Here is a 25461-nt window from a genome sequence, read left to right on the forward strand (position 1 = left end):
ACCCGCTCCACTCGCGTCGCCTTCGATGCCGGGACAAGTCGTGCTGGCGCTGCAAGGCGGCGGCGCGTTGGGCGCCTACCAGGTGGGCGTCTACCAGGCCATGCACGAAGCCGGCGTCGAGCCGGACTGGGTGATCGGCACTTCCATCGGCGCCATCAACGGCGCCATCATCGCCGGCAACGAGCCGCGCTACCGCATGGACCGGCTGCGCCAGTTCTGGCACCGCATGGAGCAGAACGCGCTGGGCTTTTCCGCCATGCCGCGCGCGCTGGCCAACGCCGTCACGGTGGGGCAGGGCATACCGGCCTTCTTCGAACCCAATCTCTCTTCATGGTGGAATCCCGATGCGCGCGTCGGCGTCGAACACGCGTCCTTCTACCAGACCACGCCGCTGCGCACCACGCTCGATACGCTGGTCGATTTCGACTACATCAACGACCGCCACACGCGCCTGACGGTGGGCGCGGTCAACGCCCGCAATGGCGACATGCGCTACTTCGACAGCCGCAAGGAAGCGCTGAACGCTTCCCACGTGATGGCCTCCGGCGCGCTGCCGCCAGCCTTTCCCGCCGTGCGCATCGACGGCCAGCCTTACTGGGACGGCGGCATCTACTCCAACACGCCGATCGAGGCGGTGCTCGATGATGAACCGCGCCGCAGCTCTGTGATCTTCTCGGTGCAGGTGTGGAACCCCGACGGCAGCGAACCGCAAAGCATGTTGCAGGTGCTGGATAAGTACAAGGAAATCCAATACGCCAGCCGCGCCAGCAACATCGAGCAGCAGCGCAAGCTGCACCGGCTGCGCCATGTGATCCGCCAGTTGACGCTGCACCTGTCGGACGAAGCGGCGATGTCGCCGGAAGTGCGCGAGCTGGCCGCATGGGGCTGCGGCACCACCATGCACGTGCTGTCGCTGAAGGCGCCGCGTGTCGGCAACGAGGACCACACCAAGGACATCGATTTCAGCGCCGCCGGCATCCGCGCCCGCTGGCACGCGGGCTATGAAGACACCAAGCGCTTCATCGCGATGCGGCCGTGGGACCGCGAGATCGATCCCATCGAAGGCATCGCCATCCACGAACTGCCGGCGCTTTAGTCGGGCAGCACGTCCTCGCACACAGCCAGCCATGCGCGGGCGGCGTGCGACAGATAGCCGCCGCGCCACACATGCCCGGCCTGCCATTGCAGTTCCGGTTCCACCAGCCGTACCGCATCGAGGCGGTGGCCTATCGCCAGCCGGTGCACGAACGGTTCCGGCAGCAGCGCCACACCCATGCCGGCCGAGGCCATCGCCACCAGCCAATCCCACTGGCCGCTCTGCGCGGCGATCTGCGGTTCGAAGCCGGCCGCGCTGAAGGCGTGGCGCAGGCTGCGGGTCAGCGCGAAATCATCTTTCAGCAGCACCAGCGGCATGCCCGCCAGGGCCTTCAGCTTGAGCGTGGTGCGGTGCTTCTGGAAGGTGCCGCGCGCGGCCAGCGCCCAGATCGGATAGCTGGCGATGGGGGCGGTCTGCAACGCCAGCTGCGGGTCGGCCGGCAGCACCGTCATGCCGATTTCCAGTTCCCCCGTCGCCACCTGGCGTTCGAGCGCCTGGCCGGCATCCTCGCGCAGGGTCAGCGCGATGTCCGGGTGGCGCTGGCGGAAGGCCTTGAGCACGGGCGTGAACAGCAGGTTGATCATAGGCGGTATGCCGATGGTCAGCTGGCCGCGCCGGGCTTCCTGCGTGTCGCGCACTTCCACCGTCAGCTGCTGCATGGCGGCCAGCATCTGCTCGCCGCGCTGGTAGACCACGCTGCCGGTATCGGTCAGCGTCAGCGTGCGGCCTTCGCGCAGCAGCAACTGCGTGCCGACTTCCTGCTCCAGCTGCCGCACCATCTTGCTGATGGTCGACTGGGTGACGTGCAGCGACTCCGCCGCCTGCGTGAAGCTGTTCAGGCGGACGGTTTCGACGAAGTAGCGCAGCGATCGCAGGTCCATGAGGAAAACGACTGGATATCAGGAATTTAAGTCATACAGCGACTGATCTTCGAATTCTATACTGAATCAAGGAATGAGGAGATCGCCATGCATGAAGACCGTATCCGCCGCCCGGCGCTGATGGAAAAGATTATGAGCGCCGCGCAGGCCGCGCAGCTGTTCAAGACCGGCATGACCGTCGGCATGAGCGGCTTCACCCGCGCCGGCGACGCCAAGGCGCTGCCGTTGGCGCTGGTGGAGCGCTCCCGCCGCGAGCCGCTGAACCTGACGCTGCTGACCGGCGCCTCGCTGGGCAACGACAGCGATGGCCTGATGGCCGGCGCCGGCGTGGTCGCGCGCCGCATGCCCTTCCAGGCCGACGCCGCGCTGCGCCGCAAGATCAACGCCGGCGAGGTAATGTTCATCGACCAGCACCTGTCGGAGACGGCCGAGCAGCTGCGCTCCGGCGACCTGAAACGGGTCGACATCGCCGTCATCGAAGCGGTGGCGATCACGCCCGACGGCGGCATCATTCCCACCATGTCGGTCGGGAACTCGGCCAACTTCGTCCAGCAGGCGGACAAGGTGATCGTCGAGATCAATCTCAGCGCGCCGCTGGCGCTGGAAGGCTTCCATGACATCTACGTGCCCGGCGCGCGCCCGCACCGTGGTGCGATTCCCCTGCTGGCGCCGTGGCAGCGCATGGGCTGGACCTCGATCCCGGTGCATCCCGACCGCATCGCCGCCATCGTCATCACCGACAGTCCGGACAGCCCGTCGAACGCGCTGCCGCCCGACGCCGAAACGGACGCCATCGCCCGCCACGTGATCGCCTTCCTCGAAGGCGAGGTGAAGGCGGGGCGCATGGGGCCGGAGCTGCGGCCGCTGCAGGCCGGCATAGGCACCATCGCCAACGCCGTGCTGCATGGCCTGATCGATTCGCCGTTCCGCAACCTGACCATGTACTCGGAAGTGCTGCAGGACAGCGCCATCGAACTGCTCGATTCCGGCCAGCTGTCGATGGCGTCGGCGTCGTCGATCACGCTGTCGGCGGCCGTGCATGAAAAGTTCGTCCGCGACATCGAGCAGTACCGCGAGCGCATCGTGCTGCGCCCGCAGGAGATCAGCAACCATCCCGAGGTGGTGCGGCGGCTGGGCATCATCGCGCTGAACACGGCGCTGGAGTTCGACATCTACGGCAACGTCAACTCCACCCACGTCGGCGGCACGCACATGATGAACGGCATCGGCGGCTCGGGCGACTTCGCCCGCAACGGCCAGCTGTCGCTGTTCGTCAGCAAATCGGTGGCCAAGGACGGCGCGATATCGAGCGTGGTGCCGTTCGCCGCCCACGTCGACCACACCGAGCATGACGTCGATGTGCTGGTGACGGAATGGGGCCTGGCCGACCTGCGCGGCCTGGCGCCGCGCGAGCGCGCGCCGCTGATCATCGAGCATTGCGCCCACCCCGACTACCGCCCGCAGCTGCGCGCCTACTTCGCCGAGGCGCTGAAAGGCGGCGGCCAGACCCCGCACGATCTGGAGCTGGCCTTGTCCTGGCATGCCCGCTACAAGCGGGAAGGGAGCATGCTGGTAAAATAGCGTCATCGGTATTCACTTAATATTGGATCAACATGACCATCAAAATCAGCCAAAACTTCGACTCCGGCGCCATCGAGGTGCTGCGCGCGGACAGCGCGGCGGAGATCGAACTGAATCTGCGCAAGGACTCGCACGCCGACATCCACCAGTGGTTCCACTTCCGCCTGCAGGGCGCGCGCGGCCAGCAGGTGCGCATGCGCTTCCTGAACGCCGGCCAGGCCACCTACGCCAAGGGCTATGAGGACTACCAGGCCGTCGCCAGCTACGACACCGAAACCTGGTTCCGCGTGCCGACGGCCTTCGACGGCGAAGTCATGACGATCAAGCACACGCCGGAGACAGACAGCGTTTACTACGCCTACTTCGAGCCGTATTCGTTCGAGCGCCACCTGCGCCTGCTGGGCGAAGTGGCCGAGCATCCGCTGGCCCGCGTGCACGACCTGGGCAACACCATCGACGGCCGCGACATGAACCTGGTCGTCATCGGCCAGCCGGAAGCGGAAAAGAAAATCTGGATCATCGCGCGCCAGCACCCGGGCGAGTCGATGGCCGAATGGTTCGTCGAAGGCCTGATCGATTCGCTGCTGGACGACGCCAATCCTATCGCCCGCAAGCTGCTGCAGCGCTGCGTGTTCTACATCGTGCCGAACATGAACCCGGACGGCTCGGTGCGCGGAAACCTGCGCACCAACGCCTCGGGCGCCAACCTGAATCGCGAGTGGATGACGCCATCCGTCGAGCGCAGCCCGGAAGTGCTGTACGTGAAGCAGAAGATGCACGAAACCGGCATCGACATGTTCTTCGACATCCACGGCGACGAAGCGCTGCCGTACAACTTCGTGGCCGGCAACGAGATGCTGGAGAACTTCAGCGAAGAGCGCCGCGTCAAGCAGCAGGCCTTCATCGACCGCTACAAGAACGCCAGCCCGGACTTCCAGGACAAGTACGGCTACGCCGCCAGCAAGTACAAGGAAGACATGCTGACCCTGGCGTCGAAATACGTCGGCCACCACTTCGGCTGCCTGGCGCTGACGCTGGAGATGCCGTTCAAGGACAACGCCGACCTGCCGGACCCGCACGTGGGCTGGAACGGCGCCCGCAGCGCGGCGCTGGGCGCGGCCATGCTGCAACCTATCCTGCTGTCGCTGGACGCCTGAGATGGGCGTTGAAATCGAGCGCAAGTTCCTCTTGCGCGGCGATGCGTGGAAGAGCCTTGGCGAGCCGGTGTTTTTTCGCCAGGGCTATCTGTCGTCGCACAAGGATCGCGTGGTGCGCGTGCGCATCGAGGGCGACCGGGCGGTGATGACGATCAAGGGCCGCAACGTCGGCGCCACGCGCGGCGAGTGGGAATATCCGATCCCGATGGCCGATGCGGTGGAACTGCTGGACCGGCTGTGCGAACAGCCGCTGATCGAGAAGTACCGCCGCCGTATCGATTACACCGGCAATGTGTGGGAAGTCGATGAGTTCCTCGGCGCGAACGCCGGGCTGGTCGTGGCCGAGATCGAACTGGGCTCGGAAGACCAGGCGTTCGACAAGCCGGAGTGGGTAGGGGAGGAAGTCACCGACGACCTGCGCTACCTGAACTCCAGCCTGATCAAGCATCCCTATTCAGCCTGGTGAAAAAAAAGCCCCGGATGGGGCTTTTTTGTTAGTGGAAGTGCTCGGTGCCGGTAGGCGCATCCTCGGGCATTTCCGCGTGCGCCAGTTCGCCCACCGGGTCGGCAAACAGCGGCGCGCCGCAGTCGTCGCAGAACTCCGCCACGAAGCGCTCGCTGTGCTTCTTGATCTGCGTGACGCCGGCGTCGTTCAGGTGGCTGACGATCTCTTCCACCGGCGTAATCGGCTTCTGCAGGATGCCGCCCGGGCCGCCTTGCAGCGGACCTTCAGGCGGCGTGCCTTCCTCGTCTTCCTGCCCGTACAGCGGCCACACCACGCCGTAGATCACGTCCGGCGTCGAGCGCTGGGTGAAGGCCACGCGGTACTCGTCGATCTGGCCGTCGGCGCTTTCCTCGCCGAAGCCGGCGATCACCGCGCGCAGTTCCGACGGCTCGATCGCCAGCGTGTGCGTCAGGTAGTGCACGGCGGCGCGGATCGACACCGGACGGATCAGCTTGTCCGCCTCGCGGCAGGCCATGTAGTAAGCCTCCGGCAGCAGCAGCTCGACGCCGCAGCCAGGCAGCAGGCGGTTGATGGTCGGCGTGACCTGCGCGCGCCACTGTTCCAGCGCGTTGGTGCGTTCGGTGACGAAGTTGGCCTGGTTGGCCGGCATCTGCCAGCGGAACAGCGGGCCGCCCGCCGGCGCCACCACGGCCACCAGCAGGTAGCGCGTGTCGGCCAGGAAGGGCGCCGTCTCCGGCACCTTGGTGTCGGCCTTCAGCACCGTGCCCTTGAGCGCGGCCTGGGCCAGCTTGTGCACCTTGGCGTAGGTTTCGACATGGCTGCGCGGCAGCTGGTCGATCGAGAACAGCGTCGGCGACATCGCCATGTGCGTGCCGTCGGCCAGCAGGTGGGCCGAGAAGTGCGCCGACAGCGTGGTCAGGATATCGGCCGGGATCGCGCCCGAGGCGATGGCGAAGCGGGTCCACGCCAGGATGGGCGCGGCCACCAGCAGCACGTCGTACTGCTTGGCGACGCCGTCGGTTTCGACGGTGATGGAGCTCGACTCGCTGACCGCCTCCACGCCATCCATCAACACGTCGTACGCGTTCAGGTCTTCCTTGAACAGGCTGTTCAAGGTGGAATCGATGGTGTCCTGGTGGCCGGTCTTGAGGAGTTTGTGGAGCTGCGCATCGAGGCTGTGTTCCCAGGAGCGTTCTTCGATACGGCTGGCCGCCTGCCCGACTGCGAGGGCATAGGTGACGAGGCGTTGGCTCTCGGCAGACAACTTATGGGATGAATCTTTATTTGGACGACGCATAGCGCAATAAGAGTCTCATAAAAGTGGATAAAGCGGATCAGTCATGCAGATGATAACCCTTATGAACCGTATTGTAGTTGATTCGGCAAACGTGCATAAAAAAACGCCGGACTAGCCGGCGTTCTCTGTGAAACAACTAACTTTTTACGCGGCCAGCAGCTGACGCAGCACGAACGGCAGGATGCCGCCATGCTTGTAGTAGTCGACTTCGATCGGGGTGTCGATACGCAGCAGCACTTTCACTTCCTGTGCCGGCTTGCCTTCGCGGTGGATGACCAGGGTAGCCAGTTGCTGTGGCTTGATCTCGCCTTCCAGACCCTTCAGGTCGTAGACTTCCTTGCCGGTGATGCCCAGCGATTCGACGCTGTCGTTGCCGATGAATTGCAGCGGCAGCACGCCCATGCCGACCAGGTTGGAGCGGTGGATACGTTCGAACGAACGCACGATCACGGCTTTCACGCCCAGCAGCTGGGTGCCCTTGGCTGCCCAGTCGCGCGACGAGCCGGTGCCGTACTCTTCGCCGCCGAACACCATGGTCGGCGTGCCTTCGGCAACATACTTCATCGCTGCGTCGTAGATCGACAGCTGTTCGCCGCTAGGCTGGTGAATCGTGATGCCGCCTTCAACCGCCGAACCGTCCGCCTTGGCAGGGATCATCTTGTTCTTGATGCGCACGTTGGCGAAGGTGCCGCGCATCATGATCTCGTGGTTGCCGCGACGCGAGCCGTAGGAGTTGAAGTCCGCCTTCATCACGCCGTTGGCCAGCAGCCATTTGCCCGCCGGGCCGTCTTCCTTGATGGAGCCGGCAGGGGAGATGTGGTCGGTGGTGATCGAATCGCCGAACACGCCCAGTGCGCGCGCGCCGGTGATGCCGGTGGCGGCCGCTTTCGGGGTCATCTCGAAGCCGTCGAAGAATGGCGGCTCGGCGATGTAGGTCGATGCCGGCCAGTTGTAGACGTTGCCTTCGGTCGACGACACGTGTTCCCACAGCTTGCCCGGGTTGCCCTTGACGTCGGCGTAGTTCGACTTGAACACTTTCGAGTTCATCGCGAACTTCATCAGCTTGGCGATCTCTTTCGAGGTCGGCCAGATGTCGCCCAGGTACACGTCCTTGCCGTCCTTGCCCTTGCCAACTGGCTGGGTCATCAGGTCGACGGTCATGTTGCCGGCGATGGCGTAGGCCACGACCAGCGGTGGCGATGCCAGGAAGTTCGAGCGGATGTTCGGGTGGATCCGCGCTTCGAAGTTGCGGTTGCCCGACAGCACAGCCGAAGCGACGATGTCGTTGCTGCTGATGGCGGCGTTCAGTTCCGGGGTCAGGTCGCCGGCGTTGCCGATGCAGGTGGTGCAACCGTAGGCGGTCACGCCGAAGCCCAGTTGCTCCAGGTATGGCAGCAGGCCGGCGGCGGTCAGGTACTCGGTGACGACGCGCGAGCCAGGGGCCAGCGAGGTCTTGATGTGCGGAGCGACGGTCAGGCCGGCTTCGACGGCTTTCTTCGCCAGCAGGCCGGCGGCCAGCAGCACGCTCGGGTTCGAGGTGTTGGTGCACGAGGTGATCGCAGCGATCAGCACGTCGCCGTTTTTCACGTTCACGCCGTTGGTGGTGGTGTAGGTCTTGTTCAGGTCTTCGGTTTTTTTGTTGAAGCCGTTGTCGGTGGTCGGTTTCGAGAACAGTTCGGTGAAGTTGTTCTTCACGTTGCCGATTTCGATACGGTCCTGTGGACGCTTAGGACCGGCCAGCGACGGAGTCACGGAGGTCAGGTTCAGTTCCACCACGCGGGTGTAGTCGATGTCGCCGGCTTTCGGCACGCCGTACAGGCCCTGGGCCTTGAAGTAGGCGGCGAATGCTGCGATTTCGTCCTTGGTGCGGCCGGTGCCTTCGAAGTATTCGACGGTGGCGTCGTCCACCGGGAAGAAGCCCATGGTCGCGCCGTATTCAGGCGCCATGTTGGCGATGGTGGCGCGGTCGGTCAGCGACAGCGTCTCGGTGCCTTCGCCGAAGAATTCGACGAACTTGCCGACGACTTTTTCTTTGCGCAGCAGTTCGGTGATGGTCAGCACCAGGTCGGTCGCGGTGCAGCCTTCGCGCAGCACGCCGGTCAGGTTCACGCCGATCACGTCCGGGGTCAGGAAGTAGACTGGCTGGCCCAGCATGCCGGCTTCCGCCTCGATGCCGCCCACGCCCCAGCCGACCACGCCGATGCCGTTGATCATGGTGGTGTGCGAGTCGGTGCCGACCAGGGTGTCCGGGTAGTACACGCCGTCAGCGGTCTTGTGCACGCCGCGCGCCAGGTATTCCAGGTTGACCTGGTGGACGATGCCGAAGCCCGGAGGCACGACGCCGAAGGTGTCGAAGGCTTGCATGCCCCATTTCATGAACTGGTAGCGCTCGTTGTTGCGCGAGAATTCCAGCTTCATGTTCAGGTCCAGCGCGCCTTTTTCGCGGAAGTGGTCGATGGTGACGGAGTGGTCGACCACCAGGTCCACTGGCACCAGCGGTTCGATTTTCTTGGCGTTGATGCCCATCTTGTAGGCGACGTTGCGCATCGCGGCCAGGTCGGCCAGCAGCGGCACGCCGGTGAAGTCCTGCAGCACGACGCGGGCGACCACGAACGGGATCTCGTCGGTACGGTCGGCGGTCGCGCCCCAGTTGGCCAGCTGCTTGACGTGTTCTTCGGTGACTTTCTTGCCGTCGCAGTTACGCAGGACGGATTCCAGCACAACACGGATCGATACCGGCAGGCGGGAGATTTTGGCGCCCAGGCTCTTTTCCAGGGCTGGCAGGGAGTAGAACTTGCCCTTTTTGCCGGAAATGTTGAAATCCTTAAGCGTGTTCAGAGTGTTGCGGGACATGACCTCTCCTTCGTGGGTATCGTCTATTATTGAAGTTAAAACCGTGTTGCTGGCGCCCGTGCCGGCGCGCCCCTTTGGAACTTATTTGGAACTAAATCAGTGGAACGTCATCTTGGTGCTGGTCGGCTCCGACGCATTGGCGGCGACCGGTTTCAGTTGCTCGGCGTTGCGGCATTCGTTGGCCAGCTGGCGGTTCTGCTTGGAGTCCAGCAGCATGCCCTTGGCCGGGATGCCGATCCAGATCAGGCCGTACAACTTGTTTTCGAAGCGCTGCGCGCCGGTGGTGGTGCCCACGCGGGTCAGGCGGTGCAGGCGCTTCTTCCAGCGCAGCGCGATGTGCGCTTCGTCGCCGGCGTTCTCGTAGATGGTGATCTTGTTGCCCAACTCGCAGTCGAACTCGGTGACGGCCGAATCGACCACGGCCGGTTCGTCGGCGTCTTCATCCGGGGTCTTGGTTTCGGCCGGCTTGGCGGCGGCGGCTTTGGACTTGCCTGCCTTCTTGACGGATTTTTTTGCCGATGCGTTGGCCGGCGCGCTGGTCTGCGCGTGGGCGCCGGCGGCCAGGGTCATGGAGGCCAGCGCAAAGCTGCAGGCCAGGAGTAGTTTGGAGAGGGACATCAGTGTGCTTCCAGGGTTGGTTCGGTGGGGCTGCCGTTGATCAGCGCGGCGGCGGACTCGGGCAAACTCAGCCCGGCCAGCTTGGCGCGCTGCAAAACGGTCCAATAGTATCTGTAGCTCGCACGGTCGTGCAAGCGCCCGTTTTGGGAAATTGGCCCCCATTGCTTCGCCTCTGCTTCAAGCAGGATGGCGGCCGCCTCGCTGACCTCGGACAGGCGCGGCGTGAAGGTCTTGATAATCGGTTTGATCTGGTTCGGATGGATGCTCCACATGCGCGTGTAGCCGAATTCGGCGGCGGCGCGCTGGGCATCGTTGGCGGCGACCGCCGTGTCCTTGATCTCGGTGGTCACGTTGTGCGACGGCACCTTGCCGTGCGCGTGGCAGGCGGCGGCGATCTCCAGCTTGGCGCGCACCACCAGCGGGTGCGTGAACTGGCCCGGCGTGCGCATCGCGGCGGCCGGTATCGCGCCGTAGTGCGAGGAGACGAAATCCATGATGCCGAACGACAGGCACTGCACCTGGGGCAGGGCGGCGATGTCGTAGGCCTCGCGCAGCGCGCCGTGGGTTTCGATCAGCACATGCACCGGCAAGTCCTTGCGGCCGGCCTTGGCGGCGTGGACGTTGATGATCTTGATCGCGGCCGCCACCTCCTTGGCGCTGTGCACCTTGGGCAGCGCGATGTAGGCCAGCGGCTGGGCGGCGGCGCAGATGATCTCCACGTCCTGCGTGAAGAACGGGCTGTGGACATCGTGCACGCGGGCGCCGATGCGCTTGAATTTGTTCTGGTCCGACAGCAGCAGCTCCGCCACCAGGCGGGCGTGGGCTTCCTCGTTGCCGGCGCTGGCGCCGTCTTCGCAATCGAGGGTGATGTCGAACAGGGGGCCAAGTTCTTGTTGCAGGGCGATCGACTTGCGCATCAGCTTTTCGGAGCCGGCGTAATGGTCGCAGGCCGGCAGCAGCAGCGGCTGGCGATTGCCCTGGAATAAAACCTCGGATGGGTGCATGCGGGTATGGTCAGTAGATACAGACGCCGCGCTGCTCTCGGCAGCGCGGCGGGTGCGGCGGATCGGTGGTTTAACCGGTTCCACTTGCGGGTGGTGTCAGAACTTAGGCCGGCAGCAGGTGCTTGACGCCTTCGCGCTCTTCGGTCAGTTCTTTCAGGGTGATGTTGATGCGCTCTTGCGAGAAGGCGTCGATTTCCAGGCCCTGGACGATTTTGTATTCGCCGTTTTCGGTGGTCACTGGGAAGCCGAACATGGTGCCTTCAGGGATGCCGTACGAACCATCCGAAGGAACGCCCATGGTGGTCCACTTGCCGCCGGTGCCGACGTGCCAGTCGTGCATGTGGTCGATGGCGGCGTTGGCTGCCGATGCCGCCGACGACAGGCCGCGCGCTTCGATGATCGCTGCGCCGCGTTTGCCGACGGTAGGCAGGAAGGTGTTGGCGTTCCATTCCTGGTCGTTGATCAGGTCCTTGACGTTCTTGCCGTTGACGGTAGCGAAGCGGTAGTCGGCGTACATGGTTGGCGAGTGGTTGCCCCATACGCACAGCTTTTCGATGTCCTTGACGGCGGTGCCGGTCTTGGCGGCCACTTGCGACAGCGCGCGGTTGTGGTCCAGGCGCAGCATGGCGGTGAAGTTCTTGGCCGGCAGCGATGGCGCCGATTTCATGGCGATGTAGGCGTTGGTGTTGGCCGGGTTGCCGACCACCAGTACTTTGACGTTGCGCGATGCGACGGCATCGAGCGCCTTGCCTTGTACGGTGAAGATCTGGGCATTGGCTTCCAGCAGGTCTTTACGCTCCATGCCTGGGCCGCGTGGACGGGCGCCAACCAGCACGGCGTAGTCGACATCCTTGAAGGCGGTCATCGGGTCGGAGTGGGCGGTCATCTCGGTCAGCAGCGGGAAGGCGCAGTCGTCGATTTCCATCATCACGCCTTTGAGCGCTTTCTGGGCTTTTTCGTCGGCGATTTCCAGCAGTTGCAGAATGACTGGTTGGTCCTTGCCCAGCATGTCGCCGTTGGCGATGCGGAACAGCAGAGCGTAACCGATTTGACCGGCGGCGCCGGTTACAGCAACACGCATTGGGGTTTTAGCCATGATGAATCTCCAAAGTGGGAATTAAAACGTTCTCGAAGCTGGACCGGAGCCGGTCCGGGAAAACCGTAATCATACTGCAAATTGAGCGCTTAGAATCTATGCGGAAGCGTCGGCTATAGCGTCTCGCCGGGGAGTGTAGGCCTGTGGCAGGCATCTGTCAATCCTATCTTATGTCTTATATAAGACAGATAAGTTATTGCCGGTTTTTCTGGACGGCAGGGGCCATTTGTGGTGAAATCTTGGTCTATGAATTCCGTCCCGCCCAATCCGAACAGCAATTCCACCGCCGTCAACGCCGGCGGAGCGGCCGGATCGTCGGCGGGCGCCGCGGCCAATCCGTCGCCGACCTTCTCCCCACTGTACCAGCAAATCAAGGCCCTGATCACGCAAAGCCTGCAATCGGGCGAGTGGAAGCCGGGCGAGTTGATCCCCAGCGAAGTGGAACTGGCCAACCGATTCAAGGTCAGCCAGGGCACCGTACGCAAGGCCATCGACGAACTCGCCGCGGAAAACCTGGTGATGCGCAAGCAGGGCAAGGGCACCTTCGTGTCCACCCACCACGAGGCGCGCGCCCACTTCCGCTTCCTGCGCCTGATGCCCGACGAGGGCGTGCCGCACTACCCCGAAAGCAAGTTCATCGAAGTCAAGCGCATGCGCGCGCCGGCCGACGTGGCCCGCCTGCTGGACCTGAAGTCCGGCGACGCCGTCATCTTCATCAAGCGCGTGCAGTCGTTCGACGGCGTGCCGACCATCGTCGAGGAACTGTGGCTGCCGGGCGTCACCTTCAAGGGGCTGACCGCCGAGCGCCTGGTCGAATACAAGGGGCCGATGTACGGCCTGTTCGAGTCCGAGTTCGGCACCCGCATGATACGGGCGACCGAAAAGATCCGCGCCGTCTGCGCCGGCGCCGACGATGCGGCCCTGCTGCATATCGACGCCAACACGCCGCTGCTGGCGTCCGAGCGCGTGTCCTTCACCTATGGCGACAAGCCGGTGGAACTGCGCCGCGGCCTGTACTCCACGGAGCACCATCACTATCACAACGAGCTGAGTTAATAAAACTGAGGCCGGGAATTCAGGAGACACTGGGGCAGGTGAAAAGCCGCTCCAGGCAGCAAAAACAGGGCGCCGTCACACCCCGGTAGCATTGTTGCGCTGATAATACGTTGAGCTACGGAAAGTAGCCGTCGCATAGTGTTGCCAAACACTATTTTGGTTATATGTAACAATAGATATTGGTTATGAGTGCGAAAATCGGCGAAAATCGCAGTCTCGATATTTTTGTTTATGCTTAGGAGGTCTTGTTATGTCAGAAGCCGTAAGGGAAGCCCCAAAAAAAGAACGGCCGGAGTTCCGTAACATCCACGTTACCGAATTGTCCAACTACCGCATGCCTTTGGCAGCCATCGTCTCCATCCTGCACCGCATCAGCGGCTTCATGATGTTTGCACTGCTGCCTTTCGTGCTTTATCTGCTGGAGCAGAGCTTGCGCTCCGAGATCTCCTTCGCCTACTACCAGGGGATTGTTTCCTATCCGCTGGTCAAGATCATCATCCTGGCCCTGGTCTGGGGTTATATGCATCACTTCTGCGCCGGCGTGCGCCACCTGGTGATGGATGCCCACATCGGCCTGGACAAGGATTCCGCCCGCAAATCGTCGGCCACCGTGCTGGTCGTCAGCCTGGCGCTGACCGCCGTGGTCGCGCTCAAACTGTTTGGAGTGTTCTGAGATGGCAAACAACAATGTTGGACCTAAACGCCTGGTAGTCGGCGCCGGCTACGGCATGCGCGACTGGCTGGCACAACGCGTGACCGCCATCATGATGGTGCTGTACACCGCCATCCTGCTGGTTTCCTTCCTGACCGGCCAGAACTTCACGTATGAAGGCTGGGCCGGCCTGTTCGCCCAGCAGTGGTTCAAGCTGATCAGCGCCGTGACCCTGTTCGGCCTGTTCTTCCATGCCTGGATCGGCGTGCGCGACATCTGGATGGACTATGTCAAAGCCGTCGGCCTTCGCCTGACCCTGCAAATCGCCACCATCCTGTGGTTGGTCGCTTGTGCCGTTTGGTCGGTACAGATACTCTGGAGTGTGTAATCGTGGCAGCTATTAAATCTGCAATCCCTACCCGCCGCTTTGACGCGGTAATCGTCGGCGCCGGCGGCTCCGGCATGCGCGCATCCCTGCAACTGGCGGAAGCCGGTCTGAACGTGGCGGTGCTGTCGAAAGTCTTCCCGACCCGTTCGCACACCGTGGCGGCACAGGGCGGCATCGGCGCATCGCTGGGCAATATGGCCGAAGACAACTGGTTCTGGCATATGTTCGACACCGTCAAGGGTGGCGACTACCTGGGCGACCAGGATGCGATCGAATTCATGTGCCGCGAAGCACCGAAGGTCGTCTACGAGCTGGAACACTTCGGCATGCCGTTCGACCGCAATCCTGACGGCACCATTTATCAGCGTCCGTTCGGCGGCCACACCGCCAACTTCGGCGAGAAAGCCGTGCAGCGCGCCTGCGCCGCGGCCGACCGTACCGGCCACGCGCTGCTGCACACCCTGTACCAGCGCAACGTGCGCGCCCGCACCCACTTCTTCGTCGAGTGGATGGCGCTGGACGTGATCCGCGACGCCGAAGGCGACGTGGTCGGCGTGGTGGCCCTGGAAATGGAAACCGGCGAATGCATGATCCTGGAAGCGAAGACCACCATCTTCGCCACCGGCGGCGCAGGCCGCATCTTCGCCGCATCGACCAACGCCTTCATCAACACCGGCGACGGCATGGGCATGGCGGCACGCGCCGGCCTGCCGCTGCAGGACATGGAGTTCTGGCAGTTCCACCCGACCGGCGTGGCCGGCGCCGGCGTCCTCATCACCGAGGGTGTGCGCGGCGAGGGCGGTATCCTGATCAACTCCGAAGGCGAGCGCTTCATGGAGCGTTACGCGCCGACGCTGAAGGATCTGGCGCCGCGCGACTTCGTGTCCCGCTCGATGGACCAGGAGATCAAGGAAGGTCGCGGCTGCGGTCCTAACAAGGATCACGTCATGCTGGACCTGCGCCACATCGGCGCCGACACCATCGCCAAGCGCCTGCCGTCGATTCTGGAAATCGGCCACAAGTTCGCCAACGTCGATGCGACCAAGGAACCGATCCCGGTCGTGCCGACCATCCACTACCAGATGGGCGGTATTCCAACCAACATCCACGGCCAGGTCGTCACGCCGAACGGCGACGGCACGCAGCGCGTGGTCAACGGCCTGTACGCGATCGGCGAATGCGCCTGCGTCTCGGTGCACGGCGCCAACCGCCTGGGCACCAACTCGCTGCTGGACCTGGTGGTCTTCGGCCGCGCAGCCGGCAACCACGTGGTCGCGCAAAACCTGAAGCAGAAAGAGAACAAGCCTCTGCCTAAGGACGCCGCCGACTTCGCCATGGGCCGCCTGAACAAGCTGGAAACCTCGACCGGTTCGGAAAAAGTGCAGGGCGTCGCCAACGACATCCGCGCCACGATGCAGAAGTACTGCGGCGTGTTCCGTACCGACGAGCTGCTGACCCAGGGCGCCAAGGAAATCATGGTGCTCGACGAGCGCCGCAAGCACGTGTCGTTCAAGGACAAATCCAAGGTGTTCAACACCGCGCGCGTCGAAGCGCTGGAACTGGACAACCTGATCGAAACCGCGAAAGCGACGATCACGTCGGCTGTCGCCCGCAAGGAATCGCGCGGCGCCCACGCCCACAGCGATTTCCCGAACCGCGACGACGACAACTGGATGAAGCACACCCTGTGGTATTCGGAAGGCAACCGACTGGAATACAAAGCGGTCGTTACCAAGCCATTGACGGTTGATACCTTCAAACCGAAACCACGTACTTTCTAAGGGCTAGAACATGGCACGCACTCTCAAACTGAAAATTTATCGTTACGATCCGGACCAGGACGCCAAGCCGTACATGCAGGACGTGACGGTCGAGCTGAAAGACACCGACAAGATGCTGCTCGACGCACTGCAGCGCATCAAGTCCGACGTCGACGATTCGCTGGCCCTGCGCCGCTCGTGCCGCGAAGGCGTGTGCGGTTCGGACGCGATGAACATCAACGGTAAAAACGGCCTGGCCTGCACCACCAACCTGAACGAGCTGACCGAGCCTATCGTGCTGCGTCCGCTGCCAGGCTTGCCGGTGATCCGCGACCTGATCGTCGACATGACCCAGTTCTTCAAGCAGTACGATTCGATCAAGCCTTACCTGATCAACGATTCGATCCGTCCTGAAAAAGAACGCCTGCAAACCCCGACCGAGCGCGAAGAGCTCGACGGCCTGTACGAGTGCATCCTGTGCGCGTGCTGCTCGACGTCGTGCCCGTCGTTCTGGTGGAATCCGGACAAGTTCGTCGGCCCGGCCGGCCTGCTGCAAGCCTACCGCTTCATCGCCGACTCGCGCGACGAAGCCACCGGCGCGCGTCTGGACAACCTGGAAGACCCGTACCGCCTGTTCCGCTGCCACTCGATCATGAACTGCGTCGACGTTTGCCCTAAGGGTTTGAACCCGAACAAGGCGATCGGCAAGATCAAGGAATTGATGGTACGCCGCGCGATCTAAGCTGCATTTCACGGGCGGCGGCCTCGTCGCCCGTTTTCGTATAAAGTAGCACATCCATATGACTGAACCGAACAGCTCAGCGCATCAGGCCGACCCCGCCAACCGAGCGCGCCTGCGGTGGCGTTCCCGCCGGGGCCTGTTGGAAAACGATATTATCCTGACCCGTTTTCTCGATGCGCATGAAACCGAATTGACCGACGAAGAAGTGGACGCATTCACGCGGCTCCTCGATTTGTCGGACAATGCCCTGATGGATCTGGTACTGGCCCGCAAGGAGCCGGAAGGCGAGGTCGATCTGCCGCACGTGCACGCACTGCTGCAGCGGCTGCGTCTCGCGTAAAGACACACCCAGAAAAATTTCGTTTTTTTTATTTGTCGCATCTCTCCAAGAAGGAAGAGTCCATGAACACCTCTGATAACAAAGCCACCCTATCGTTTTCCGATGGCAGCCCATCGGTAGAATTCCCGATCTACAAAGGCACCGTCGGTCCTGACGTGATCGACATCCGCAAACTGTACGCCGGCACCGGCAAGTTCACCTACGATCCAGGCTTCATGTCGACCGCGGCATGCAACTCGTCGATCACCTACATCGACGGCGACAAGGGCGAGCTGCTGTACCGCGGCTACCCGATCGAGCAACTGGCCGTGAACGCCGATTTCATGGAATCGTGCTACCTGCTGCTGAACGGCGAACTGCCGAACAAGGTCGAAAAAGAGAAGTTCGTCGAAACCGTGACCAAGCACACCATGGTCCACGAGCAGATGCAATTCTTCTTCCGCGGCTTCCGTCGCGACGCGCACCCGATGTCGGTGCTGGTCGGCACCGTCGGCGCGCTGGCGTCGTTCTACCACGATTCGCTGGACATCAACGATGCCAAGCACCGTGAAGTATCGGCCATCCGCCTGATCGCCAAGATGCCTACCCTGGTGGCGATGGCTTACAAATACTCGATCGGCCAGCCGTTCGTGTACCCACGCAACGACCTGTCGTACAGCGCCAACTTCATGCGCATGATGTTCGGCAATCCATGCGAAGAATACAAGGTCAACGACGTGCTGGTGCGCGCCCTGGACCGTATCCTGATCCTGCACGCGGACCACGAGCAGAATGCATCGACCTCGACCGTGCGTCTGGCCGGTTCGTCGGGTGCGAATCCGTTCGCCTGTATCGCTGCCGGTATCGCCTGCCTGTGGGGCCCTGCCCACGGCGGCGCCAACGAAGCGGCACTGAACATGCTGAAGGAAATCGGCACCGTCGAGAACATTCCTGCCTTCATCGCTCAGGTGAAAGACAAGAACTCGGGCGTCAAGCTGATGGGCTTCGGCCACCGCGTGTACAAGAACTTCGACCCGCGTGCAAAACTGATGCGCGAAACCTGCTACGAAGTGCTGAACGAACTGGGCCTGCAAGACGACCCGCTGTTCAAGCTGGCGATGGAACTGGAAAAGATCGCACTGAACGACGAATACTTCGTGTCGCGCAAACTGTACCCGAACGTCGACTTCTACTCGGGTATCGTGCAGTCCGCACTGGGCATCCCGGTTTCGCTGTTCACCGGTATCTTCGCCATGGCCCGCACCATCGGCTGGATCGCCCAATGGAACGAAATGATCGCCGATCCGGAACAGAAAATCGGCCGTCCACGCCAGCTGTTCGTCGGTTCGACGACCCGCGAAGTCAAGCCGCTGGACCAGCGTTAATCGCCGGTCCCACGCAGCAGAGAAAAAGCCCGCCGGTACTGAATGCGCTCTTGAGCGCGTTCAGGCCGGCGGGCTTTTTTTCGCCTGTCGCTTACGGCAGGTAGGTCTGGATCACCGTGTTTTGCACGCGGCCGTACAGCATCGGTTTCGCATAGGCGATGCTGGACAGGGCCGGCGTGCCCCACGCCAGTTGCGGCGTGGACAGCGTGCCGTTCGGCGCGATCTTGCGCACCGCGCCGCTGCCGCTGACGTACAGATTGCCTTGCTCGTCCATCGCCAGCGCGCTGGCGGCGGTCAGGTTCAGGCTGCCCACGCCGGCGGCGCCATCGGCCGCGCCACGCACGCCCGGGATGCCGGCGAACACGGTCGACGCGCCCTGCGGCACCAGTTTGTAGATGACCGAGTTGCCGCTGTCGGCGATATACAGCACGCTGTCCGTCTCATTGCCGTAGACGACCGAGGCGGGCGCGTAGTTGGCGGCGCTGCCTTGCGTGCCGGCCAGCAGGCTCGCCACCTCGGCGCGCGTGATGATCGAGGTGCCGAACTTGGGATTGAGGCGCATGACGCTGGCGCCGCCCTGGTCGACCGCCGCCAGTTCCTCGTAAGCCGAGGCGGCGATCCAGTTGTAGCGCACGCCCGCCAGCTTGGTCGTATTGGGATTGACGACGCCATCCAGCCCGACGAGGCGGAAGCGGTAGGAAGCGTCGTCCGCCTGGTCGATCACGCGCAGCAGGCCGCTGCGGCTGATGCCCACCGCGTTCGGCGCGGTGAACGGCGCGCCGGCCGCGCCGCCCGCGTGCAGCGTCAGCACGCCGCTCGGCGACAGCTTGCGGATGGCGTTCTGGCCCGTGTCCGCCAGGTAGACGTTGCCCTGGTAATCGGCCGCGAACTGCGGGGCGGGCGTGAAGGGCAGCGTGGCCAGCAGCACCGGCGCGCACTTGACGGCGGTGTTGCTCACCGCCGCGCTGCCGACCGTGCCGCTGCCGTTTTCCAGCTTGCAGGTGGCGCTGGCGCTCTGCGTTTTGATGACGGCGGCATAGGCCGTGCCTGCCGGGACGGCGATCGGGAAAGTGAAGTTGCCGCTGGCCGGGACATCGACACTGTCGCCGCCGTTGGTCAAGGTCAGCGCGGCGCCGACGGGTAGGCCGGCGACGGTGCCGCCTATCGCGTATTTGGCGGCCACGGGCGGCGGCGGGGTGCTGTCGCCGCCGGAGCCGCCGCAGCCGCCGAGGGCGCAAAGCGTGGCGATGGACAAGGGGACTAAGGGCAGCTTGCTGTACATGACGGGCTCCTGATGATCGGTGTGCTGTCTTTATAGCATGCTTATTTAAAAGGCCATTCCTCATATTGTTACTTGGAGTAACAAGAGAAAGATTGTAGGATTGGCATTCTAAAAAACTTTCCTCATACCATATGAAACGCACACTGCGTGTATCGCTGCTTGCCGCCCTGGTGGCGTCCGCCTTCAATCCTGCCGGCGCCGCGCCGGCCGCCGCGCCCAAGGCTGCGGTGGTCGACCTGAAACCGTACACCATCCCCTACCAGAAATTCACGCTGCAAAACGGCCTGACGCTGATCGTCCATGAAGACCACAGCGTGCCGCTGGTCAGCGTCAACGTCTGGTACCACGTCGGATCGCGCAACGAGAAGCGCGGCAAGACCGGCTTCGCCCACCTGTTCGAACACTTCTTCTTCAACGGCTCGGAAAACTATCCGCACGGCTTCCGCGAAGCGATGGACGACCTGGGCGCCAGCAGCCGCAACGGCACCACCAGCAACGACCGCACCAACTTCTATGAGGACGTGCCGGTCTCCGCGCTGGACCGCACGCTGTACCTGGAGGCCGACCGCATGGGCTTCCTCGCCAACTACATCAACAAGGAGATGCTGGAGCGCGAGCGCGGCGTGGTGCAGAACGAGAAGCGCCAGGGCGAGAACCAGCCCTACGGCCGCGTGCACATCGAAGAAGCGCAGCGCATGTATCCTGCGTCGCATCCGTATTCCTGGCCGGTGATCGGCTACATGGAAGACCTGAACGCCGCCAGCCTGGACGACATCAAGGAGTGGTACCGCACCTACTACGGTCCGAACAACGCGGTACTGGTGCTGGCCGGCGACATCAAGCCGGAGCAGGCGCTGGCCACGGTGAAGAAATACTTCGACGGCATCCCGCCCGGCCCGCCGCTGGTGCGCACCAACAGCTGGATCCCCACGCTGGACCGCGACATCCGCGACGAGATGGAAGACCAGGTGGCGCAGGTGCGCATCCAGCGCAGCTATCACGCGCCGGTGTGGGGCGATCCGGAAACGCTGCGCCTGTCCATCCTGGCCGAGGTGCTGACCGGCTCCAAGAGCGCGCGCCTGACCAAGCGCCTGGTGTACGACAAGGCCCTGGCCACCAGCGTCAGCGCCCGCGCCGACGGCAACGAACTGGCAGGCACCTTCGCCATCCGCGCCACGCTGAAGCAGGGTGTCGATGTCGCCGTGGTCGAGCGGGAGATCGACGCGGTGGTTGATGAACTGCTGGCGCAGGGGCCGACCGCCGAGGAACTGGCGCGCGTGCGCACCAAGTTCTTTGCCGATGCCGCACGGCAGATCGAACGCCTGGGCGGCGGCGGTGGCCGCAGCGGCCTGCTGGCCGAGAACATGATGTTCGGCGGCTCGCCGGACGCTTACCTGAACGACCTGCGCGCGCTGGCAGCGGCCCAGCCGGCCGACGTCAAGGCGACCTCCAACAAATGGCTGCACGGCGCGCATCACTACACGATGGTGGTCAAGCCTTTCCCCAAACTGGCCGCGGGCAAGACCGCGATCGACCGCAAGGTGCTGCCGCCGCTGGGCGAGGCGCCTGCGGTCAGCTTCCCGGCCATGCAGCGCGCGCGCCTGGCCAATGGCCTGAACGTGGTGCTGATCGAACGCCATGGCGCGCCCATCGTCAACGCGGCCTTGTCGGTCGATGCGGGCGCGGCCAGCGACAGCGCGGCCAAGTCCGGCCTGGCCTCGCTGGCGCTGGAGCTGCTGGACAAGGGCACCAAAACCCGCGACGCCTTCCAGCTGTCGAACGCGCTGGAAACGCAGGGTGCGCAACTGGGCACCACCACGCAGGCCGACCGCACGCTGGTGCGCCTGCAATCGACCGCGGCCAACTTCGGTGCTTCGCTGGATCTGATGGCGGACGCGGTGCTTAACGCCAGCTTCCCGGCCGAGCAGTTCAAGCTGCAGAAGCAGCGCCGCATCGCCCAGATCGCGCAGGAGAAATCCTCGCCGGCCGGCAGCGCGCAGCGCGTGATGGGCGGCCTGTTGTACGGCGCCGACAACGCCTACGGCAAACCGGTCAGCGGCGACGACAAGACCGTCGAAGCGCTGACCCGCGACGATCTGGTGAACTGGCATCGCGACTGGTTCAAGCCGGGCAGCTCGACGCTGGTCGTCACCGGCGACACCACCATGGCCAAGCTGATGCCGATGCTGGAAGCGTCGTTCGGCAAATGGGCGGCCGGCAGCGCGCCGGTCAAGCCGTCGGCGGCGGCGCCCGCTACGCAAGGCAAGCGCGTGTACCTGATCGACCGTCCCGACGCGCCGCAATCGATGATCGTGGCGGCACACGTGTCGCTGCCGCACGGCCAGCCTGAGGATCTGGCGATGGAGCCGGTGATGCAGAACTTCGGCGGCATGAGCACCTCGCGCCTGAACCGCAATCTGCGCCTGGACAAGCACTGGAGTTACGGCACCACGGCGGGCCTGACCAATGTGCGTGGCCAGCGCGCCTTCACGGTGATGGCGCCGGTGCAGACCGATAAGACCAAGGAGGCGATGCTGGAAGTGGCGAAGGAGATCAAGGGCGTGGCGGGCGAGCGTCCGCTGGCAGGCGAGGAATACGCCAGCATCATGCGCAATATGACGTCGCGCCTGCCGGCCCGCTTCGAGTCCATCGACGCGCTGGAGAACGCGGCCTTGCAGAGCGTGAACCTGCGCCTGCCGGACGACTACTGGACCAACTACGCCAGCCGCATCAGCGCGCTGACGCAGGCGCAGCTGGCCGACGCGGCGCCGAAGTACATCCATCCGGAGCAGGTGGTGTGGCTGGTGGTGGGCGACGTGCGCAAGATCGAGGCGGGCGTGCGCGAGCTGGGCTGGGGCGAAGTCATCAAGCTCGATGCCAACGGCCAGCCTTTGAAGTGATGTAGTGGTTGCGGCCGGCGGCGCGCTGTCAGTCCGATTCGGGCTGGGGGTTGCGCCGGTCGGGCCGCACCACCAGCAGCCACCAGGCGATCACGCCCAGCGTGGCTTGCGGCAGGTTGAACAGGAACTTGCCGATGACGACAGGCTGGCGCTGCGGCCAGGGCAGGTTGGCGGTTTCCGCGAGGATGTTGGTGTGATACAGGCACACGCCCAGCAACAGCACCATGGCGATCGCCCAGATCGACAGCAGGCTGGTGACGCGGCGCCGCAGCAGCGCCGCAACCGGATAGGCCAGGATGCAGCAAGCAAAGTAAGCAAACAGATTGGCCATCAAATCCTGCGCGCGGAAATGCGGCAGCAGGATGGGCACCGCGCAAATCGCCAACGCGAGCATGACGGCGATAACGGGGTGAGGGCGCTCGGGCCAGTGATTGAGGCGGCTGATCATAGATAAGGCTCTGATGAATGGGGCCTCATTGTAGATCAGGAGGGGTCAAGTCTGACATTTGGACACGGCCTCAACCTCAGCGCGGTGATTCCGGTCGAGCCTGTGTCCAAATGTCAGACTTGACCCCAGCCTTTATTTTTCCTGATCCAGCAGCGCCTGGATTTCCTCGCGCTCCTTCTTGCTGACGTGGCCGCCGCGCAGCGCGGCCAGCACCAGCGCCTTGCCGGAGCCGGAGAAGGCTTTCTGGATCAGCTCTTTCAGCAGATTGGTCTGCAGCGAGTCCTGCTCCTGCGCCGGCGCGTAGATGTGGGCGCGTTGGCTTTCGTCGCGCGTCAGCAGGCCTTTGGTGTGCATCACTTGCAGCAGCCGCAGCACCGTCGCGTAGTTCATGTCGGGACGCGCTTCCACCGCCGCCTGGTGCACCTGCTTGGCGGTCGCCGGTCCACTTTGCCATAACAGGCGCAGCATTTCGAGTTCGGACGGGGTGGGCTTCGGTGGGGCAGTGGTCATGATGGCGATGGAGTGCGGGACAATGCATCTAGAATAAAATATCTAGATGCATTTGTCTAGTTCTAACGCAGCAACCGCATTACCACTTCATTTCGCCCTTGGCGACTTTGGCGCTGGTTTCCAGGGCGCCGTTCAGGCCTGCGTTCGGATACAGCTCCTTCATGCGGGCGATCAGGGCCGCCGAGTTGGCTGCCTTGGCCGTTTCAGCTTCGAAGCGCACCAGGTAGTCGCGGGTGAAGCCGATGCTGTCCGGCGTCAGCGCCGTGCCTTGCTTGAAGTGGCCCGGCACGATGGTGGCAGGCTTCAGTGCGGCTACGCCGTCCAGCGCCGCCAGCCATTGCTTGCGCGATTCGGCGGTCTGCGTATCGGCGGTCCACACGTGCAGGTCGTTGAACAGCACTACGCCGCCCACGACAGCCTTGATCGATGGAATCCACACATAGCTGCGCTCAGGCGTCGGGCCTTTTAAGCCTTCGATCTTCAGCGACTGGCCTTCCAGCTTGATCGTATCGCCCTGCAGCGGCTGCGGCACGATGATGCTCTTCGGCGCGTTGTCTTTCAGGATAGGGCCCCAGAACGCGACCTTGGCATCCTTCTTCTTCTCGATGCCGGCAATCGTCTGCGGCGTGGCGACGATCTTCGCGTCCGGGAAGGCGGCGTGGATCACGTCCAGGCCGAAGTAGAAGTCAGGATCGCTGTGGCTGACGTACACGGTGGTCAGGTGCTTGCCGCCGGCGCGGATCTGTTCGACCAGCTTGAGCGCTTCGCCGCGCGAGAACTGGGCGTCGATCAGCACCGCATCCCTGGCGCCGCTGACGATCACCGAGGCAACCGGGAAGATGGCCGCTTCGCCCGGATTGAACACTTCCAGCTTCAGCGGGGCGGCGGTGGCGCCGGCTACGGTGGCGGCGAGGGCGGCGGACAACAGGGTTTGCTTGATCATGATGGTCTTTCGTGTGGAGTTGGAATGACGCCATCATAAATTTCTTTATCCGATAGAAAAATAGGGTAATCTGCACCTGTTAATTGCATAAATCGGACGAATCGATGGACAGGATCACGGCGGCACAGGTTTTCGTCAGCATCGCCGAGCGCGGCAGCATGATCGCGGCGGCCGAGGCGCTGGACATGTCGCGCGCGATGGTGACGCGCTATCTGGCGGAGATGGAGGAGTGGGCCGGCGCCCGCCTGCTGCACCGGAGCACGCGCCGCCTGAGCCTGACCGACGCCGGCGACCTGACGCTGGCGCGCTGCCGCCGCATGCTGGAACTGGCCGACGCCATGGAGGTGGCGGGCGGCGCCGATGCCGACACGCCGCAAGGCCTGCTGCGCATCACCTGTTCGCAGTCGCTGGCGCAGGCCGCGTTGTCGGTCGCCGTCACGGCGTTTTTGAAGCGCTACCCGCGCACGGCGGTAGACCTGCAGATGAACAACCGCGCCGTCAACCTGGTCGAGCAGCGCATCGACCTGGCGTTGCGCATCACCAACGCGCTGGAACCGAACCTGATCGCGCGCCAGCTGGCGCAGTGCGATTCGGTGGTGTGCGCCGCGCCGTCCTACCTGGCCGAACGCGGTACGCCGTCGCGGGCCGAAGACCTGGCCGCGCACAACTGCCTGACCTACACGTATTTCGGCAAGAGCCTGTGGCAGTTCACGGACCGCGACGGCGAGGCGGTCTCGGTGCCAGTCAGCGGCAATCTGTCGGCCAATGAGGATTTGATTTTGCTGAAGGCGGCGGCGGAGGGCGCCGGCATCGCGCTGCAACCGTTGTACAGCGCCGCGCCCCTGATCGCCGAGGGCAAGCTGGCGGCGCTGCTGCCGGACTACGCGCCGCAGCAGATGGGCATCTACGGCATCTACACCTCGCGCCAGCACATGTCGCCGGCGTTGCGGGCGATGCTGGACTTCTTGCTGGAATGGTTCGCCCGCGATCCGGCCTGGCTGGCGCACACGCCGCCGCGCTGAGGGCG

At 63.7% G+C, this 25461-nt stretch carries 23 protein-coding genes; 13 read left to right on the forward strand and 10 right to left on the reverse strand.

Going from position 1 to position 25461, the window contains the following annotated elements; translation table 11 throughout:
* Window positions 1–25: 25 nt before the first annotated feature.
* On the forward strand, window positions 26–1096 hold the full coding sequence (locus DUGA2_RS08040) for a patatin-like phospholipase family protein (protein ID WP_070268549.1): 1071 nt from the start codon (window positions 26–28) through the stop codon (window positions 1094–1096).
* Here DUGA2_RS08040 and DUGA2_RS08045 read toward each other — a convergent pair.
* Complete coding sequence (locus tag DUGA2_RS08045) at window positions 1093–1977, reverse strand: LysR family transcriptional regulator (protein WP_070268551.1); 885 nt, start codon at window positions 1975–1977, stop codon at window positions 1093–1095. The genes DUGA2_RS08040 and DUGA2_RS08045 overlap by 4 nt on opposite strands.
* 87 nt (window positions 1978–2064) lie before the next feature.
* Between DUGA2_RS08045 and DUGA2_RS08050 the strand changes: the two genes are divergently transcribed.
* Genes DUGA2_RS08050 through DUGA2_RS08060 form a run of 3 tightly spaced genes read left to right on the forward strand, consistent with a single transcriptional unit; the run spans window position 2065 to window position 5181 of the window.
* A complete protein-coding gene (locus DUGA2_RS08050; protein WP_070268552.1) occupies window positions 2065–3558 on the forward strand; it encodes an acetyl-CoA hydrolase/transferase family protein in 1494 nt (497 codons plus the stop codon).
* Window positions 3559–3590: 32 nt separating this feature from the next.
* A complete protein-coding gene (locus DUGA2_RS08055) occupies window positions 3591–4715 on the forward strand; it encodes a M14-type cytosolic carboxypeptidase (protein WP_070268554.1) in 1125 nt (374 codons plus the stop codon).
* Window position 4716: 1 nt separating this feature from the next.
* The gene (locus tag DUGA2_RS08060; RefSeq protein ID WP_070268556.1) at window positions 4717–5181 is read left to right on the forward strand and encodes a CYTH domain-containing protein; all 465 of its coding nucleotides are present in this window, start codon (window positions 4717–4719) and stop codon (window positions 5179–5181) included.
* Window positions 5182–5209: 28 nt separating this feature from the next.
* Here the strand turns inward: DUGA2_RS08060 and DUGA2_RS08065 are convergent, their stop codons facing one another.
* The 5 genes from DUGA2_RS08065 to DUGA2_RS08085 all read right to left on the reverse strand — a co-directional run bounded on the left by DUGA2_RS08065 (window position 5210) and on the right by DUGA2_RS08085 (window position 12049).
* Window positions 5210–6478, reverse strand: a complete 1269-nt coding sequence (locus tag DUGA2_RS08065; RefSeq protein WP_070268558.1) for a DUF2863 family protein — start codon at window positions 6476–6478, stop codon at window positions 5210–5212.
* A gap of 144 nt (window positions 6479–6622) precedes the next feature.
* Window positions 6623–9331: an aconitate hydratase AcnA gene (gene acnA, locus DUGA2_RS08070; protein WP_070268560.1), complete on the reverse strand. Its 2709-nt coding sequence runs from the start codon at window positions 9329–9331 to the stop codon at window positions 6623–6625.
* A 96-nt stretch (window positions 9332–9427) separates the two neighbouring features.
* Entirely contained in the window at window positions 9428–9949 is a 522-nt protein-coding gene (locus DUGA2_RS08075) for a hypothetical protein (protein WP_070268564.1), read from the reverse strand.
* On the reverse strand, window positions 9949–10953 hold the full coding sequence (locus DUGA2_RS08080) for a CoA ester lyase (protein ID WP_070268568.1): 1005 nt from the start codon (window positions 10951–10953) through the stop codon (window positions 9949–9951). The genes DUGA2_RS08075 and DUGA2_RS08080 overlap by 1 nt, the downstream gene beginning before the upstream one ends.
* A gap of 103 nt (window positions 10954–11056) precedes the next feature.
* Window positions 11057–12049, reverse strand: a complete 993-nt coding sequence (locus tag DUGA2_RS08085) for a malate dehydrogenase (protein ID WP_070268572.1) — start codon at window positions 12047–12049, stop codon at window positions 11057–11059.
* 246 nt (window positions 12050–12295) lie between these two features.
* Between DUGA2_RS08085 and DUGA2_RS08090 the strand changes: the two genes are divergently transcribed.
* From DUGA2_RS08090 to gltA, 7 genes are all read left to right on the forward strand, one after another.
* The gene (locus DUGA2_RS08090; protein ID WP_070268575.1) at window positions 12296–13105 is read left to right on the forward strand and encodes a GntR family transcriptional regulator; all 810 of its coding nucleotides are present in this window, start codon (window positions 12296–12298) and stop codon (window positions 13103–13105) included.
* A gap of 250 nt (window positions 13106–13355) precedes the next feature.
* On the forward strand, window positions 13356–13778 hold the full coding sequence (gene sdhC, locus DUGA2_RS08095) for a succinate dehydrogenase, cytochrome b556 subunit (RefSeq protein ID WP_070268577.1): 423 nt from the start codon (window positions 13356–13358) through the stop codon (window positions 13776–13778).
* Between the two features lies 1 nt (window position 13779).
* Window positions 13780–14145 carry a succinate dehydrogenase, hydrophobic membrane anchor protein gene (gene sdhD, locus DUGA2_RS08100; protein ID WP_008450686.1) on the forward strand — a complete coding sequence of 122 codons (366 nt, stop codon included), beginning with the start codon at window positions 13780–13782 and terminating at the stop codon, window positions 14143–14145.
* A 2-nt stretch (window positions 14146–14147) separates the two neighbouring features.
* Window positions 14148–15926, forward strand: coding sequence for a succinate dehydrogenase flavoprotein subunit (gene sdhA / locus DUGA2_RS08105; RefSeq protein ID WP_008450685.1), 1779 nt, complete (start codon window positions 14148–14150; stop codon window positions 15924–15926).
* Window positions 15927–15936: 10 nt separating this feature from the next.
* A complete protein-coding gene (locus tag DUGA2_RS08110; protein WP_008450684.1) occupies window positions 15937–16647 on the forward strand; it encodes a succinate dehydrogenase iron-sulfur subunit in 711 nt (236 codons plus the stop codon).
* 58 nt (window positions 16648–16705) lie between these two features.
* Window positions 16706–16987: a succinate dehydrogenase assembly factor 2 gene (locus DUGA2_RS08115; protein ID WP_070268579.1), complete on the forward strand. Its 282-nt coding sequence runs from the start codon at window positions 16706–16708 to the stop codon at window positions 16985–16987.
* 62 nt (window positions 16988–17049) lie between these two features.
* Window positions 17050–18351, forward strand: a complete 1302-nt coding sequence (gene gltA / locus DUGA2_RS08120) for a citrate synthase (protein ID WP_070268581.1) — start codon at window positions 17050–17052, stop codon at window positions 18349–18351.
* Between the two features lie 91 nt (window positions 18352–18442).
* Here gltA and DUGA2_RS08125 read toward each other — a convergent pair whose 3' ends face one another.
* Window positions 18443–19633, reverse strand: coding sequence for a hypothetical protein (locus DUGA2_RS08125; protein ID WP_070268583.1), 1191 nt, complete (start codon window positions 19631–19633; stop codon window positions 18443–18445).
* Window positions 19634–19764: 131 nt separating this feature from the next.
* Between DUGA2_RS08125 and DUGA2_RS08130 the strand changes: the two genes are divergently transcribed.
* Window positions 19765–22533 (forward strand): pitrilysin family protein, encoded by a 2769-nt coding sequence (locus DUGA2_RS08130; protein WP_070268585.1) that lies wholly within the window; start codon window positions 19765–19767, stop codon window positions 22531–22533.
* 28 nt (window positions 22534–22561) lie between these two features.
* Here the strand turns inward: DUGA2_RS08130 and DUGA2_RS08135 are convergent, their stop codons facing one another.
* From DUGA2_RS08135 to DUGA2_RS08145, 3 genes are all read right to left on the reverse strand, one after another.
* A complete protein-coding gene (locus DUGA2_RS08135) occupies window positions 22562–22981 on the reverse strand; it encodes a hypothetical protein (RefSeq protein WP_070268587.1) in 420 nt (139 codons plus the stop codon).
* Between the two features lie 132 nt (window positions 22982–23113).
* Complete coding sequence (locus DUGA2_RS08140) at window positions 23114–23491, reverse strand: BlaI/MecI/CopY family transcriptional regulator (protein WP_070268588.1); 378 nt, start codon at window positions 23489–23491, stop codon at window positions 23114–23116.
* A 79-nt stretch (window positions 23492–23570) separates the two neighbouring features.
* Complete coding sequence (locus tag DUGA2_RS08145; RefSeq protein ID WP_070268590.1) at window positions 23571–24434, reverse strand: MBL fold metallo-hydrolase; 864 nt, start codon at window positions 24432–24434, stop codon at window positions 23571–23573.
* A 104-nt stretch (window positions 24435–24538) separates the two neighbouring features.
* Between DUGA2_RS08145 and DUGA2_RS08150 the strand changes: the two genes are divergently transcribed.
* The gene (locus tag DUGA2_RS08150) at window positions 24539–25456 is read left to right on the forward strand and encodes a LysR family transcriptional regulator (protein WP_070269076.1); all 918 of its coding nucleotides are present in this window, start codon (window positions 24539–24541) and stop codon (window positions 25454–25456) included.
* Window positions 25457–25461: the final 5 nt, after the last annotated feature.

Origin of the sequence: Duganella sp. HH101, assembly GCF_001758795.1 — a bacterium.
Lineage (GTDB): Bacteria > Pseudomonadota > Gammaproteobacteria > Burkholderiales > Burkholderiaceae_D > Rugamonas > Rugamonas rivuli.

What these genes read in the sequence shown, in the direction of transcription:
- DUGA2_RS08115 (WP_070268579.1), top strand. Translation starts at nt 16,706, where the DNA reads ATGACTGAACCGAACAGCTCAGCGCATCAGGCCGACCCCGCCAACCGA.
- DUGA2_RS08040 (WP_070268549.1), top strand. Translation starts at nt 26, where the DNA reads ATGCCGGGACAAGTCGTGCTGGCGCTGCAAGGCGGCGGCGCGTTGGGC.
- DUGA2_RS08145 (WP_070268590.1), bottom strand. Translation starts at nt 24,434, where the DNA reads ATGATCAAGCAAACCCTGTTGTCCGCCGCCCTCGCCGCCACCGTAGCC.
- DUGA2_RS08090 (WP_070268575.1), top strand. Translation starts at nt 12,296, where the DNA reads ATGAATTCCGTCCCGCCCAATCCGAACAGCAATTCCACCGCCGTCAAC.
- DUGA2_RS08050 (WP_070268552.1), top strand. Translation starts at nt 2,065, where the DNA reads ATGCATGAAGACCGTATCCGCCGCCCGGCGCTGATGGAAAAGATTATG.
- DUGA2_RS08045 (WP_070268551.1), bottom strand. Translation starts at nt 1,977, where the DNA reads ATGGACCTGCGATCGCTGCGCTACTTCGTCGAAACCGTCCGCCTGAAC.
- DUGA2_RS08075 (WP_070268564.1), bottom strand. Translation starts at nt 9,949, where the DNA reads ATGTCCCTCTCCAAACTACTCCTGGCCTGCAGCTTTGCGCTGGCCTCC.
- DUGA2_RS08125 (WP_070268583.1), bottom strand. Translation starts at nt 19,633, where the DNA reads ATGTACAGCAAGCTGCCCTTAGTCCCCTTGTCCATCGCCACGCTTTGC.
- DUGA2_RS08150 (WP_070269076.1), top strand. Translation starts at nt 24,539, where the DNA reads ATGGACAGGATCACGGCGGCACAGGTTTTCGTCAGCATCGCCGAGCGC.
- DUGA2_RS08085 (WP_070268572.1), bottom strand. Translation starts at nt 12,049, where the DNA reads ATGGCTAAAACCCCAATGCGTGTTGCTGTAACCGGCGCCGCCGGTCAA.
- acnA (WP_070268560.1), bottom strand. Translation starts at nt 9,331, where the DNA reads ATGTCCCGCAACACTCTGAACACGCTTAAGGATTTCAACATTTCCGGC.
- DUGA2_RS08130 (WP_070268585.1), top strand. Translation starts at nt 19,765, where the DNA reads ATGAAACGCACACTGCGTGTATCGCTGCTTGCCGCCCTGGTGGCGTCC.
- DUGA2_RS08140 (WP_070268588.1), bottom strand. Translation starts at nt 23,491, where the DNA reads ATGACCACTGCCCCACCGAAGCCCACCCCGTCCGAACTCGAAATGCTG.
- sdhC (WP_070268577.1), top strand. Translation starts at nt 13,356, where the DNA reads ATGTCAGAAGCCGTAAGGGAAGCCCCAAAAAAAGAACGGCCGGAGTTC.
- DUGA2_RS08065 (WP_070268558.1), bottom strand. Translation starts at nt 6,478, where the DNA reads ATGCGTCGTCCAAATAAAGATTCATCCCATAAGTTGTCTGCCGAGAGC.
- DUGA2_RS08060 (WP_070268556.1), top strand. Translation starts at nt 4,717, where the DNA reads ATGGGCGTTGAAATCGAGCGCAAGTTCCTCTTGCGCGGCGATGCGTGG.
- DUGA2_RS08135 (WP_070268587.1), bottom strand. Translation starts at nt 22,981, where the DNA reads ATGATCAGCCGCCTCAATCACTGGCCCGAGCGCCCTCACCCCGTTATC.
- gltA (WP_070268581.1), top strand. Translation starts at nt 17,050, where the DNA reads ATGAACACCTCTGATAACAAAGCCACCCTATCGTTTTCCGATGGCAGC.
- DUGA2_RS08080 (WP_070268568.1), bottom strand. Translation starts at nt 10,953, where the DNA reads ATGCACCCATCCGAGGTTTTATTCCAGGGCAATCGCCAGCCGCTGCTG.
- DUGA2_RS08110 (WP_008450684.1), top strand. Translation starts at nt 15,937, where the DNA reads ATGGCACGCACTCTCAAACTGAAAATTTATCGTTACGATCCGGACCAG.
- sdhD (WP_008450686.1), top strand. Translation starts at nt 13,780, where the DNA reads ATGGCAAACAACAATGTTGGACCTAAACGCCTGGTAGTCGGCGCCGGC.
- DUGA2_RS08055 (WP_070268554.1), top strand. Translation starts at nt 3,591, where the DNA reads ATGACCATCAAAATCAGCCAAAACTTCGACTCCGGCGCCATCGAGGTG.